The 13,881-nt window shown below is 74.4% G+C and carries 10 protein-coding genes and 1 riboswitch; of the genes, 7 read left to right on the forward strand and 3 right to left on the reverse strand.

The genetic code is table 11. The features are described from left to right. Positions 1-21 precede the first annotated feature (21 nt). Together trpS and H9624_RS06255 are read left to right on the forward strand one after the other, a co-directional pair. Positions 22-1,152: a tryptophan--tRNA ligase gene (trpS, locus tag H9624_RS06250; protein WP_372435119.1), complete on the forward strand. Its 1,131-nt coding sequence runs from the start codon at positions 22-24 to the stop codon at positions 1,150-1,152. Between the two features lie 69 nt (positions 1,153-1,221). Further along, positions 1,222-2,457: a saccharopine dehydrogenase family protein gene (locus H9624_RS06255; RefSeq protein ID WP_251839039.1), complete on the forward strand. Its 1,236-nt coding sequence runs from the start codon at positions 1,222-1,224 to the stop codon at positions 2,455-2,457. Positions 2,458-2,550: 93 nt separating this feature from the next. Here the strand turns inward: H9624_RS06255 and metE are convergent, their stop codons facing one another. Further along, the gene (gene metE / locus H9624_RS06260) at positions 2,551-4,944 is read right to left on the reverse strand and encodes a 5-methyltetrahydropteroyltriglutamate--homocysteine S-methyltransferase (protein ID WP_251839040.1); all 2,394 of its coding nucleotides are present in this window, start codon (positions 4,942-4,944) and stop codon (positions 2,551-2,553) included. Further along, complete coding sequence (locus H9624_RS06265; RefSeq protein WP_251839041.1) at positions 4,941-5,858, reverse strand: methylenetetrahydrofolate reductase; 918 nt, start codon at positions 5,856-5,858, stop codon at positions 4,941-4,943. Before H9624_RS06265 ends, metE begins: the two co-directional genes overlap by 4 nt. Positions 5,859-5,865: 7 nt before the next feature. Further along, positions 5,866-5,960: riboswitch (SAM riboswitch) on the reverse strand. Between the two features lie 183 nt (positions 5,961-6,143). Between H9624_RS06265 and H9624_RS06270 the strand changes: the two genes are divergently transcribed. From H9624_RS06270 to H9624_RS06285, 4 genes are all read left to right on the forward strand, one after another. Next, entirely contained in the window at positions 6,144-6,719 is a 576-nt protein-coding gene (locus H9624_RS06270; RefSeq protein WP_251839042.1) for a bactofilin family protein, read from the forward strand. Positions 6,720-6,801: 82 nt separating this feature from the next. Then, entirely contained in the window at positions 6,802-7,371 is a 570-nt protein-coding gene (locus tag H9624_RS06275) for a DUF4287 domain-containing protein (RefSeq protein WP_251839043.1), read from the forward strand. A 9-nt stretch (positions 7,372-7,380) separates the two neighbouring features. Continuing rightward, a complete protein-coding gene (locus tag H9624_RS06280) occupies positions 7,381-7,836 on the forward strand; it encodes a hypothetical protein (RefSeq protein ID WP_251839044.1) in 456 nt (151 codons plus the stop codon). A 127-nt stretch (positions 7,837-7,963) separates the two neighbouring features. Beyond that, positions 7,964-8,419, forward strand: coding sequence for a hypothetical protein (locus H9624_RS06285; protein ID WP_251839045.1), 456 nt, complete (start codon positions 7,964-7,966; stop codon positions 8,417-8,419). A gap of 16 nt (positions 8,420-8,435) precedes the next feature. Here the strand turns inward: H9624_RS06285 and H9624_RS06290 are convergent, their stop codons facing one another. Beyond that, positions 8,436-9,431 carry an endonuclease/exonuclease/phosphatase family protein gene (locus H9624_RS06290; RefSeq protein WP_251839046.1) on the reverse strand — a complete coding sequence of 332 codons (996 nt, stop codon included), beginning with the start codon at positions 9,429-9,431 and terminating at the stop codon, positions 8,436-8,438. Here H9624_RS06290 and hrpA point away from each other — a divergent pair. Further along, complete coding sequence (gene hrpA / locus H9624_RS06295; RefSeq protein WP_372435122.1) at positions 9,337-13,833, forward strand: ATP-dependent RNA helicase HrpA; 4,497 nt, start codon at positions 9,337-9,339, stop codon at positions 13,831-13,833. The genes H9624_RS06290 and hrpA overlap by 95 nt on opposite strands. Positions 13,834-13,881: the final 48 nt, after the last annotated feature.

Here is a 13,881-nt window from a genome sequence, read left to right on the forward strand (position 1 = left end):
GGGGACGACTAGGATCGCCGGGTGAGTACCGAGCAGATCGCCGCCACTGACGCCGCCGTCTCGGACGCGCTGGCGGAGTCCACGTCCGACGCCTCCCTCGACCGCACGCGGGCCCGCTCCCGCGCGATCGAGGCGGAGATCGACGCCAACCCCTCGAAGTTCCGCATGCTGACCGGCGACCGGCCCACCGGCAACCTCCACCTGGGCCACTACTTCGGCACGCTGGCCAACCGGGTGGCGCTGCAGGACCGGGGCGTGCAGACGTGGGTGCTCGTCGCGGACTACCAGGTCATCACCGATCGTGACGCGGTCGGGGAGATCGAGGACCGGGTGCTCTCGCTCGTCGCGGACTACCTCGCCGTCGGCCTGGACCCGGCACGCACGACGATCTTCACCCACTCCTCCGTGCCGGCGCTCAACCAGCTCATGCTGCCCTTCCTCTCCCTCGTCACCGACTCCGAGCTGCGCCGCAACCCCACGGTGAAGTCGGAGTACGAGGCCACCGGCGGGCGCCCGATGTCCGGGCTGCTCCTCACCTACCCGGTGCACCAGGCGGCCGACATCCTCTTCTGCAAGGCCAACCTCGTCCCGGTCGGCAAGGACCAGCTGCCGCACCTCGAGCAGACGCGAATCATCGCGCGCCGCTTCGACGAGCGCTACGGCCGCGCCGAGGCCGGCCGGCCGGTGTTCCCCCAGCCGGAGGCGCTGCTGTCCGCGGCGACGAACCTCCTCGGCACCGACGGCCAGAAGATGAGCAAGTCCAAGGGCAACACCATCGAGCTCGGGATGGACGCCGACACCACCGCGAAGCGGCTGAAGAAGGCCGTCACCGACGCCGACCGGCACATCACCTACGACCCGGCCGGGCGCCCGGAGGTCTCCAACCTCGTCCTGCTCGCCGCGCTCGCCAGCGGCCGCGACCCGCACGACGTCGCGGCGGAGATCGGCGACGGCGGTGGCGGCACCCTCAAGCGCGTGGTCACCGAGGCCGTCAACGAGCACTTCGCGCCCATCCGCGCCCGCCGCGCCGAGCTCGTCGCGGACCCGGGCTACCTGCGCCAGGTGCTCGACCAGGGCAACGAGCGCGCCAACGCCGTCGCCGAGGCGACGCTGGACGAGGTCCGCCGCGCGATGGGCATGATCTACGCCTGAGCCGCCCTGGTCCCGAGGCCCGGCGCCCCCACCGATTGCGGAGCCGTGGGTGGCGCCTAGCCTCGAGTGATGACTGCGCCTTCGGTTGACCGGGCGCTGGACGTCGTCGTCTACGGCGCCAGCGGATTCGTCGGACGGCTCGTCGCCGAGTACCTCGCGGAGCACGCGCCGGGCACCCGGGTGGGGCTCGCCGGCCGCTCCCGTGAGCGGCTGGAGCAGGTGCGCGACGGTCTGGGCCCCGCCGCGGCGGCGTGGCCGGTGGTCGTCGCCGGCGCCGAGGACGACGCCGCGCTGGCCGAGCTCGCCGCCTCCACCCGCGTCGTCGTCACGACGGTCGGCCCCTACAGCCGCCACGGCATGCCGCTGGCACGCGCCTGCGCGGAGGCCGGCACCCACTACGCCGACCTCGCCGGTGAGGTCCTCTTCATCCACGAGACCTCCCAGTGGCTGCACGACACCGCGCGGCGCACCGGCTCCCGCATCGTCCACTCGTGCGGCTTCGACTCCGTCCCCTCCGACCTCGGCGCCTTCCTCACCGCCGAGCGGGCACGGGCCGACGGCGCGGGCGAGCTGCTCGCCACCACGCTCGCGGTCCGCTCGGCCTCGGGCGGGGTCAGCGGCGGCACGATCGACTCGATGCGGATCCAGGTGGACGCCGGCCGCGACCCCGACAACCGGCGCATCCTCACCGACCCGTACGCGCTCGTCCCGGACCGGGCCGACGCGCCCGACGTCGACCAGCACACGCCGTCGCAGCCCTTCCGCGACGCCCAGACCGGCACGTGGGTGACGACCTTCCCCATGGCCGCCTTCAACAGCCGCATCGTCCACCGCAGCAACGCGCTCAGCGGCTGGAGCTACGGCCGCGACTTCCGCTACCGGGAGGTCGTCGACCTCGGTCCCGGCCCTCGTGGACGACGGCGGGCCCAGGCCCTGTCCCTCGCCACCGGTGCCGCCGCGGGCGTCATGGCCTTCCCGCCCACCCGCTGGGTCGCCGACCGCGTGCTCCCCTCCCCCGGTGACGGCCCGGACGAGGAGACGCGCCGGAACGGCTACTTCCGCATGGAGGTGGTCGCCCGCACGACGACGGGGGCCAGGTACCGCACCGTCGTCGCCGCGCAGGGGGACCCGGGCTACGCGGCGACGTCGGTGATGATCGGGGAGTCCGCGCTCGCCCTGGCCTACGACGAGTCGCACCTGCCGGGTGGCGGCGGGGTCCTCACCCCGGCCACGGCGCTCGGCACGGTCCTCGCGGACCGCCTGGTCGCCGCAGGCTTCGAGATCACCACCGAGCGCCTCGGCTGACCCCCTCCCCCTCCGGTCATATGCGGGATTTCTGCTGCCCGAAGCCAGGTCGGACTGCAGAAATCCCGCATATGTGCGAGTTGTTCAGAGCGCTCAGCCGAGCTGGGCCCGCACCTTCTGCGCCGCCGCCACGAGGTGGCGCAGGCTGGGCTCGACCTCGTCGTAGCCGCGGGTCTTGAGGCCGCAGTCGGGGTTGACCCACAGCAGCTGCGGGGGCACCGACTCGGCCGCGAGCGCCACGAGCTCGGCCACCTCCTCCTCGCTCGGCACGCGCGGGGAGTGGATGTCGTAGACGCCCGGCCCCACGCCGCGGGCGAAGCCGGCGGCCTGCAGCTCGGGCAGCACCTCCATCCGGGAGCGCGCGGCCTCGATGCTCGTGACGTCCGCGTCCAGCGCGTCGATCGCACCGATGACCTCGCCGAACTCCGAGTAGCACAGGTGGGTGTGCACCTGGGTGGCGGGGGCGGCGACCGCCGTCGCCAGCCGGAAGGCGCCCACCGACCACTCGAGGTACGCCGCGTGGTGCTCCGCGCGCAGCGGCAGGAGCTCGCGCAGCGCGGGCTCGTCGACCTGGATGACACCGATCCCCGCGGCCTCGAGGTCGGCGACCTCGTCGCGCAGCGCGAGCGCCACCTGCGCCGCGGTGTCCGCCAGCGGCTGGTCGTCGCGCACGAAGGACCACGCGAGGATCGTCACCGGGCCGGTGAGCATGCCCTTGACGGGCTTGTCGGTGAGCGAGGCGGCGTGCCGGGACCACTCGACGGTGATCGGCGCGGGCCGCGCGACGTCACCCCAGAGGATCGAGGGCCGCGTGCAGCGGGTCCCGTAGGACTGCACCCACCCGTTCTCGGTGACCGCGAAGCCCTCGAGGTTCTCGGCGAAGTACTGGACCATGTCGTTGCGCTCGGGCTCCCCGTGGACGAGGACGTCCAGGCCCAGGTCCTCCTGGAGCCGTACGACGCGCTCGATCTCCTCGCGCATCGCGGCCGTGTACTCCTCGGCGCTCAGCTCGCCGCGGCCGTACGCGGCCCGCGCACGGCGGATCTCGACGGTCTGCGGGAAGGAGCCGATCGTCGTCGTCGGCAGGGGCGGGAGGTCGAGGACCTCGGCCTGCGCGGCCGCACGCTCGGCGAAGGGGGCGCGGCTGCGGTCCGCGTCGGTGAGCGCGGCGACGCGGTCGCGGACGTCCGCCCGCCGCACGCCCGGGTGCTCGAGGCGGCTGCGACGGCGGTCCGCGGCGGCCGCGAAGGCGCCCTTCGCGGCGTCACGGCCCTGGGTGAGGGCCGTCGCGAGCGCGAGGACCTCCTCGACCTTCTGGTCGGCGAAAGCGAGCCAGCTGCTCAGCTGCGGGTCGAGCCGCGTCTCCGCGCCGACGTCGTAGGGCACGTGCTGCAGGGACGTCGAGGTGGCCACGCACAGGCCGCCGTCACGCGCGGCGCCGGCGGGCAGTCCCGCCTCGAGCTCCTGCAGGCGCTCGAGCGCGGCGTCCAGGTCGGTCCGCCACACGTTGCGTCCGTCGACCGCCCCCGCCACGACGACGGCGTCGCCCAGCTGGGAGAGCACCTCACCGGACGGCACCCCACCGCGGACGAGGTCGAGGCCCACGGCCTCGACGCCGGCCCGGGCCAGGACGGGCAGCGCGTCCTCCGCGGGCCCGTAGGCGACCGGCACGAAGAGGGCGGGCCGCTCGGGCCGCGTCGTCTCGGCCGCCAGCACGGTGTAGGCGCGCTCGACGGCGGCGAGCACCCGCTCGCGGGGCACCCCCCAGTCGACAGCGAGCGCCGGCTCCTCGAGCTGCAGCCACGGCGCCCCGACGCCACCCAGCGCGTGGAGCAGGTCGACGTAGGCGGGCAGGACGTCCTCGAGGCGGTCGAGCGGCGTGAAGCCCTCCGGCGGCGCGGCCGCGGGTGCGGCGCCGTCGCCCGGGTCCTCCGCGGCCACGGCCTTGCTCAGCAGGAGGAAGGTCACCGGCCCGACGACGACGGGGCGGGTGGTCACGCCCTCGGCCGCCGCCTCGAGGAAGAGCCGCTCGACGCGGTCGTCGGACAGCCGGAACCGGGTCTGCGGGCTGATCTCGGGGACGAGGTAGTGGTAGTTCGTGTCGAACCACTTCGTCATCTCCAGCGGCGGCCGCTCCCCCTCGCCCCGGGCCACGGTGAAGTACCCGGGCAGGTCGAGGGCGCCGTCGTCGTCGAGGAGGTGCGCGAACCGGGGCGGGACGGCGCCGAGGGTGACGGCGGTGTCGAGCACCTGGTCGTAGAAGGTGAAGTCGCACGGGATGGAGGCGTCGTCCGGGGCGAGGCCGAGGTCGACGAGGCGGCCCCGCTGGCGACGGCGCAGGTCGGCCGCGGCGATCTGGAGGTCGTCGAGCTCGCTGCGGCCGGCCCAGAAGGACTCCACCGCCCGCTTGAGCTCGCGCCGTGGCCCGATCCGCGGGTAGCCGAGAATGGTGGCGGCGGGCAGCTGGGGCGCGGTGCGGTCGGTCATGAGATCGTCCTCGGGCTCGTGGTGGACAGCGGGCGGCGGAGGCGCTCGACGACGTCGAGGGCCGGCCGGTACTGGTTGAACGTGAACAGGTGCAGGCCGGGGGCGCCGGCGGAGACGACGTCCTCCACCAGCGCGACGGTCGCGTCGATGCCGATGCGGTGGCGCTCCTCGTCGTCGGCGGCCGCGGTGAGGCGGTCGAGCAGCACCTCGGGGACCGGGACGCCGGTGAGCTGGGCCAGCCGGCGCAGCCGCCGAGGGTCGGTCATCGGGATGATGCCGGCGACGAGCGGGAGCACCACCCCGGCGGCGCGGGCCTCCTCGACCAGCCCGACGTAGGCGGCGACGTCGTAGAAGACCTGCGTGATGGCGAAGTCCGCGCCGGCCGCCTGCTTGTCACGCAGGGCGACGACGTCCTGCGTGCGGGTGTGGCTCACGCCGGCGGGGTAGGCGGCGACGGCGACGCTCAGCACCCCGGTGGTGCCGAAGCGCGCCAGCTCCGCCGCCCGGATGAGCGCGACGAGCTCGGCGGTGGTGTTGACGCCGTCGGGCTGCGGCACCCACGTCGGCTGGTCGGCCGGTGGGTCGCCGCGCAGCGCGAGGAAGTCGCGGACGCCGTCGTCGATGAGCTCGTCGACGAACTGCACGAGCTCGGCGCGGGTGGAGCCGACGCAGGTGAGGTGGGCGATCGGCGCGACGCTCGTCTCGGCGAGGATGCGGCGCACGAGGGCGCGTGAGGAGTCGCGGGTGGAGCCGGAGGCGCCGTAGGTGACCGAGAAGAAGTCCGGGGCCGCGGCGGCCAGACGCTCGACCGTCTCCCACGCCGTCGCCTCGCTGGCGGGCGTGCGTGGTGGGTACAGCTCGAATGAGACCGTCGGTCGTCCACGCGGCACGGTCACGAGGCTAGCGGTGCTCAAGAGGTCTCTCCCATCGGGCCTGGCGGAAGCACCCGCACCCGTGTGACGGGGGGTTGCTGCGGCGTCGTCGAGCCAGGACTCTCGGCCGCTCTGGATGGTGAGTGGATCGTCGCGGCGTGGTCACGGCACGGGCAAGGCTCATCCGGGATGCGAGACCCGAGCCCCGTCCGGGCCCCGTCGATGAGACGGCTCTCACCGCTTCCTCACGGTGACCTCACGTGCCGAGGCTGAACTGGTGACGATCCACCGGGACGGCCCGGAGGACCTCGAGAACAGGACATCGCCATGAACATCCGACGCACCCTTGCCGCCGGCACCGCCGCCGGGCTCATGCTCGTCGCCGTCCCGTCCGCGGCCCAGGCCGACGACGTCACCCGCAGCGGGAGCTTCACGCTCGCCGCCGGGCGCACGATCGACGGCGACCTCACCGTCCGCAACGGCACGGTCACCATCCGCGGGACCGTCGAGGGCAACCTCCGCCAGGTCGGGACCGGTTCCGTCGTCATCGCCGCCACCGGCGAGGTCGACGGCAACGTCGAGGAGACCGGCGCGGGCACCGTGCAGGTCCACGGCGACGTCGACGGCAACGTCAAGGAGAGCAGTACCGGCCTGGTGCACGTCTACCGCGGTGGTTCGGTCGACGGGAACGTCGAGGAGCTGCACGACGGCGCCGTGTACGTCGCCGGGACGGTGGACGGCAACGTCAAGGAGTCCGGCCGCGGCCACCTCTTCCTCTACGGCACCGCGCGCGTGGACGGCAACGTCTACGAGCGCGACAACGGCAACCTCTACGTCTACCGCGGCGCCAAGGTCGACGGTGACATCAGCGAGGGCGGCCCCGGGAGCCGCGTGCGCCGCTGACCCTGCCCGGTGCGCACCCTCCCCGGACGCGGGCGAGGGTGCGTCGCCCTGTCCGGCCCCGGCCGAGCGCTAGCGTGGGCCCATGGCCACCAGACGGCACGACGAGGTCATCGGCGCGGACAAGGTGGCCCGTGCCACCGGCCGGCCCCGCGAGGAGTGGTTCGCCGCGCTCGACGCCGCCGGGGCGGACGAATGGGCGCACCAGCAGATCGCCGCGTGGCTCGTCTCCGAGCACGGCGTCGACGGCTGGTGGGCGCAGAGCCTCACCGTGGGCTACGAGCAGGCGCGCGGGATGCGGCAGCCGGGGCAGCGGCCGGACGGCACCTTCGACGCCAACGTCTCGCGGAGGGTGGGCCTGCCCGCCGAGGAGCTCTTCGCCCACCTGGCCGAGGACACCCTGCGCGCGGCGTGGCTCCCGGGGTGGCAGCTGGCCAGCGCGAGCCCACCCAAGCGTGCGCGGCTCATGGACGACGACGGCGCCCGGGTGGCCGTCGAGCTCACGCCGACCGCCGCGGGCAAGGTCCGGGTGGCGGTCCAGCACGGCCGCCTCCCCGACCCGGCCGCCGTGGCGGCCTCGAAGGACTTCTGGCGAGCCGCCCTCGGCCGGCTCGCCACCCGCATGACCGGCGATGGGGACCGAGCGCCGCGCTAGCGTGGCTGGATGGGGAGACGCACGACCGTCCGCGCCGCCGCCCTCGTCCTGCTCGGAGGGCTGGCGACGAGCTGCGCCGCGGCCGGACCGGGTGACGCCGAGATCGAGGAGTGGCTCGAGAGCCGACCCACGACCGTCGAGGACGGCGTCGTGGGGGCGATGTCCACCGACCTCCGGCGGCAGGGTGAGCCCGACGAACCGGTGGCCAGCATGTCCGTCGGCCAGCTCGCGGGGGTCTCGGGACTGCGGGTCGAGTGCCTCGGCGACGAGCCGCTCCGCGTCTCCGTCGAGGTGCCGGGCGCGGACGAGCCGGCCACCGACGTGACCGTCACGTGCGAGGACGGCCCCCACGAGGAGCCGCTCGCGTTCCCCGAGGCGCAGAGCGTCCGGGTCGAGGTCTTCGGGGAGGACGTCGTGGGCGCCGTCCGCGTCGCGGTCCTCGGCGAGTCCCAGCCGCGGCGCTGACCCGCCGCGCTCGTCGACCACGCTGACCTCCCCGCACGTCCTCCCGCCTCCCTCCTCCCCGCACCTCCGGGAGAGGTGAACCGGGGAGTTCACGACGGCGGAGCACGCTGCCCACTAGCGTGTCGCCATGGGAAGAGCGACGGCGAGCGCCGCAGGTGTCGTGCTCCTCGGCGCGCTCGTCGCGGGCTGCTCGGGCGACGACGTCGACGCGTCCGAGGTCAACGAGTGGATGAACGCCCAGGAGCACGCCGTCGAGGGCGGACTGGGAGAGATGTCGAGCCGTGTCGGTCCTGACGACGGGCCCCCGCAGCCGGGGGACGGCATCACCATGGACCTCGAGGCAGCCACGCAGGTCGCGGGCGTCCGCCTCTCCTGCTTCGGCGACGACGAGCTGATCTTCGTCGTCGACGTGGTTCACAAGACGGGTGGCGGGACCCGGACGACCAGCGTCGAGCACGCGGTGTCGTGCGCGGACGGGGAGTACACCGCGGACGTCGACGGTGCCGACGCGAACGCCATCCGCGTGGACGCCTACGGCGCCGAGCACCACGGCGCCTGGTACGCCGTCATCCTCGGCGAGTAGGTCGGCGGCCGGCGGGCTACTTCAGGGAGATCCGGGCGACGACGGCGCGGTGGTCGCTCGCGCCGACCTCGAGGACCGCGGCGGCGTCCACCGTGTAGACGTCACCGTCCACGAGGACGTGGTCGATGTGGGCACCCACGAGCCGCGGCAGGTGCGCGGGCCAGGTCGCCACACCCCCGACGCCGGCCTCGGCGGACGCGTCGACGCAGGAGCCGATGTCCCGCATCGGGGCGTGGTCGAGGGTCGCGTTGAAGTCCCCGGCGACGACGACGCCCGGCTCGCTGCGGCACGGCTCGGTGACCGCCTCGAGGTCGGTGCGCCACCGCTCCATCGCCGGCCCGGGCGCGTGCGGGCTCATCGGGTGGACGCCCACGAGGACCGGCCCCGAGCCGTCGACAGGCTCCGCGCGGACCGCCCCGTGCGCCGTCGTCGGGGCCGGTGCCTGCGCGTACTCACCCAGCTCCTCGCTCACGAGGAGCGCGGTCGAGCTCGAGTCCCACGCCCCGGTGCGCTCGACGAAGAGCTGGAAGGCGGTGCCGCTGCGCTCGGTGAGCCCCTCGGCGATCGCCCGTGCGCTGTCGGCGGAGGTCTCCGGGAGGACGAGGACGTCGGCGCCCGCGTCGTCGGCGGCGTCGGCCACCTGCTCGGGGCTCGAGCCGCCACCCAGGGTGTTGAGGGTGAGGACCGTGACGGCGCCGTCCTGTGCCGCGGGCAGCGGCTCGTCGCCGAGGCCGCGGTGCCAGAGCACCCCGGCGTGGCCGGCGCCCACGGCGAGCAGGACCACGGCCAGCGCCGTCCGGCGCGGCCACCGGCGCCCGAGCAGCGCGGCGAGGAGGACGCCGAGCAGCAGCACGCCGCCGAGCACGACGAAGCCGGCCACGAGGTAGGGACGCATGGCGATCGCCTGCGTCACCGGGATGGACGTCGAGAGCCCGAGCCGCGCGGGATCCAGCGTGAGCACGGCCGCCGCGGCCAGGGCGAGGGTGAGCACCCAGCCGAGAAGCTTCAACACCCGACCATTGTCCCCCGCGAGCGGGCCCCGCCGACGGAACCGCGCGCGTCCTCACACACTGCCCACAACCCCTCCCCCGCTGGCGCCCACGCCGTTCACCGGGAGGAAACGAGGTGCCCACCGCGGTGAGGATCGGAGAGAATGGTCGACCGTGACCACGGAGCGGGGCGCCGCGCAGCACGCCGACGGCGAAAGGCCGTCCCGGCGAGCCGACGACGGCGGACGCGGGGGCCGCCGTCGCCGCCAGGGAGGCCGCCGTCCGGCCGAGCACCGCGGCTACTCCCCCGAGCAGCTCGAGGCGCGTCGCGCCGCCGTCCCGACCATCACCTACCCCGAGCAGCTGCCCGTCTCCGCGCGCCGCGAGGAGATCGCCGCCGCGATCCGCGACCACCAGGTCGTCATCGTCTCCGGTGAGACCGGCTCGGGGAAGACGACGCAGCTGCCGAAGATCTGCCTCGAGCTGGGCCGCGGCGTCACCGGCACCATCGGGCACACCCAGCCGCGCCGCATCGCGGCGCGCACCGTCGCCGAGCGCATCGCCGAGGAGCTCGACGTCCAGCTCGGCGGCGCAGTCGGCTACCAGGTGCGCTTCACCGACGAGGTCGGTCCCACGACCCTCGTCAAGCTCATGACCGACGGCATCCTCCTCGCGGAGATCCAGCGCGACCCGATGCTGCGGCGCTACGACACGATCATCGTCGACGAGGCGCACGAGCGGTCCCTCAACATCGACTTCATCCTCGGCTACCTCGCCCGGCTGCTGCCCCGCCGCCCGGACCTCAAGGTCGTCATCACCTCCGCGACCATCGACTCCGCCCGGTTCGCCGCCCACTTCGGCCGCGACGGCGACGACGGCGAGCGCGTCCCGGCCCCCGTCGTCGAGGTCTCCGGGCGCACCTACCCCGTCGAGGTCCGCTACCACCCGCTCGTCCCCGACACCGACGACGGCGAGGACGACGACGCGCCCGCCGTCCGCGAGGAGGAACTCGACCAGCCCACGGCGATCTGCCGCGCCGTCGACGAGCTCCTCGCCGAGGGACCGGGCGACATCCTCGTCTTCCTCTCCGGCGAGCGGGAGATCCGGGACACCGACGTCGCCCTCGCCGAGCACCTCGGGCCGCGGTACGCGGGCCGGGCGAGCGCCGGCCAGCCCGGCGTCGTCGAGGTCGTCCCGCTCTACGCGCGCCTGTCCGCCGCCGAGCAGCACCGTGTCTTCGAGCCGCACCGCCACCAGCGCGTGGTGCTCGCGACGAACGTCGCCGAGACCTCGCTGACGGTGCCCGGGATCCGCTACGTCGTCGACCCGGGCACGGCGCGCATCTCCCGCTACTCCAACCGCACCAAGGTGCAGCGGCTGCCGATCGAGGCGATCTCCCAGGCGAGCGCGAACCAGCGCTCGGGGCGCTGCGGCCGCGTCGCCGACGGCATCGCGATCCGGCTCTACTCGCGCACCGACTACGAGTCGCGGCCGGAGTTCACCGAGCCGGAGATCCTGCGTACCTCCCTGGCCTCCGTCATCCTCCAGATGGCGGCGCTCGGCCTCGGTGACGTCGAGGACTTCCCCTTCGTCGACCAGCCCGACACCCGGGCCGTGCGCGACGGCGTCCAGCTCCTCGTCGAGATCGGTGCGCTCGAGGGCGCCGACGACGACGCCCGTCCCGGCGGCGCCGGACGCCACCGGCTCACGCCCGTGGGCCGGCAGCTCGCCCGCCTGCCCATCGACCCGCGCCTGGGCCGCATGCTGCTCGCCGCGCAGGAGAACGGCTGCGCGGCCGAGGTCATGGTCATCGTCGCGGCGCTGTCGGTCCAGGACGTGCGCGAGCGGCCAGCCGAGCACCAGCAGGCCGCGGACGCCAAGCACCGCCGCTTCACCGACCCCACCTCCGACTTCCTCGCCTACCTCAACCTGTGGCGCTACCTGCGCACCCAGCAGCGCGACCTGTCCGGCTCGGCCTTCCGGCGGCTGTGCCGGGCGGAGTTCCTCAACTACCTGCGGGTGCGGGAGTGGCAGGACGTCGTCAGCCAGCTGCGCCAGCTCGCCAAGCCGCTCGGCCTCACCATGCGCCCGCTCGCCCTGCCCCACGCGGACGACGTCGGTGAGGACCCCGCGGCGGCCGCCGTCGCCGTCGGGCAGTCCTCCGACGCCGCGAGCGCCGACGCGATCCACCAGTCCCTCCTCGTCGGTCTGCTGTCCAACCTCGGCAGCTACGACGAGCGGCGCCGGGAGTACGCCGGGGCGCGCGGGACGCGCTTCGTCGTGTGGCCCGGGTCCGGCCTGGCGAAGAAGGCCTACGACTGGGTGATGGCCGCCGAGCTCGTCGAGACCTCGCGGCTCTTCGCGCGCACCGCCGCGCGGATCCAGCCCTCGTGGGTGGAGCCGGCCGCCGCGCACCTGACGAAGAAGGTCCACTCCGAGCCGTACTGGTCCACCCGGCAGGGCGCCGCGATGGTCCACGAGAAGGTCCTCCTCTACGGGATGACGCTCGTCGCCGACCGCACCGTGCCGCTCTCCAGCGTCGGCACCGCCTCCGCCCGCGCCCTCGCCCGGGAGCTGTTCATCCGGCACGCGCTCGTCCAGGGCGAGTGGCGCACCCACCACAAGTTCTGGGCGCGCAACCGCGACCTCCTCGCCGAGGCCGAGGAGCTGGAGAACCGCACCCGGCGCCGGGACCTCGTCATCGACGAGAACGGCATCTACGACTTCTACGACGAGCGCCTGCCCGACTCCGTCGTCAGCGCCCGGCACTTCGACTCCTGGTGGAAGAAGCACCGCCACGAGGAGCCGGAGCTGCTCGACTTCACCCGGGAGCTGCTCTTCGGAGGGGAGCCGGACGTCTCCTCCGGCGACTTCCCCGACACGTGGAAGCAGGGGGACCTCACCCTGCCCCTCACCTACCAGTTCGAGCCGGGGACGGCGGCCGACGGCGTCACCGTCCACGTCCCCGTCAGCGTGCTCGGGCGGCTGCGTCCCGACGGCTTCGACTGGCTCGTGCCCGGCCTGCTGCCCGACCTCGCCGTCGCGACGATCCGCGCGCTGCCCAAGAAGGTGCGCGTCCAGCTCGTCCCGGCCCCCGACGTCGCCCGCGAGGTGCTCGCGCTGCTGCCGCCGTGGTCGGAGGTCGCGCCCGCTCCCTTCGGGGCGCCGTCCTTCCGGGAGGCCTTCACCGCCGCCGTCGCCATGGCGCGGGACGTGACGATCCCGGACGACGCGTGGGACGAGGAGAAGCTGCCCTCCCACCTGCGCCTCACCTTCCGCGTCGTGGACGACACGGGCAAGGTGCTCGGCGAGAGCACCTCCCTGCCCATGCTCCAGCGGCGCCTTGCCGCCCAGACCCAGGCCGCCGTGCGCAGCGCCGTCAAGGGCGCCGTCCAGCTGGCGATGGAGGAGGCCCGCGGACAGTCCGGCGGCGGAAGGACGACGACGACGGCGCAGGCCGCGTCGTCGGGCACCGCACCCGCCGCGGGGGCACGCCCGTCCGCACCGGCGCTGGCGGAGGAGCACGGGCTCACCGGGTGGCCTGCCGTGGGCACGGTCCCGGCGCAGGTCGAGTCGACCGGCCTGCAGGGGCTCCTCGTGCGCGGGTACCCGGCGCTCGTGGAGGTGGCCGCCGAGCGCGGGAAGCCGCCGCGGGTGGACCTCCTCGTCCTCGCCGACTCCCGCGAGCAGTCCGGGGAGCACCGGCGCGGCGTGCGGCGGCTGCTCCTCCAGGAGACGGCGCTGGCGAGCGGGCGCGTGACGTCGCGCTGGACCGGCCGCGAGGCGCTCACGCTCGCCGCCAGCCCCTACCGGGACACCGAGTCGCTCGTGGCTGACGTGCAGCTCGCCGCCGTCACCGCGCTGGCCGACGAGTGGGTCGCGGCGAACGGTGGCCGCGAGCCGATGGACGCCGAGCGCTACGGACAGCTGCGCGACGCCGTCCGCACGGGCCTCGAGGAGCGGGTGTACCGGGTGGTGGGCCACGTGGTGGCGGCGCTCGAGGCGCAGCGCGAGCTCGAGGCCGCGGTCAAGGACGCGACCTCGATGTTCCTCCTCAACACCCTCACCGACGTGCGCGACCAGGCCGGCCGGATCATCTACCCCGGCTTCGTCTCACGCACCCCGCCCGACCGCCTCGTCCACCTCCCCCGCTACCTGCGGGCCGCGCGCCGGCGGGTGGAGCGCGCGAAGGACAACGTCCACCAGGACGCCAACCTCGCCTGGCGCGTGGGCGAGCTGGAGGAGGAGTACGAGGCCGCGGCGTCCGCCGCCCGTCACGCGACCGCCGACCCCTCGCGCGCCGAGACACTGGAGGAGGTCCGCTGGCTGATCGAGGAGCTGCGCGTCAGTCTCTTCGCCCAGCAGCTGGGCACTCCGGTCAAGGTGAGCGAGAAGCGCATCCGCAAGCTCCTCGCCACCGCCTGACCCCGCCCGCCCGTCGTCTGGGTCGCCCCTCCGGTATCGAGCAGCGCT

Origin of the sequence: Oceanitalea stevensii (assembly GCF_014837105.1) — a bacterium.
Classification (GTDB): Bacteria; Actinomycetota; Actinomycetes; order Actinomycetales; family Actinomycetaceae; genus Oceanitalea; species Oceanitalea stevensii.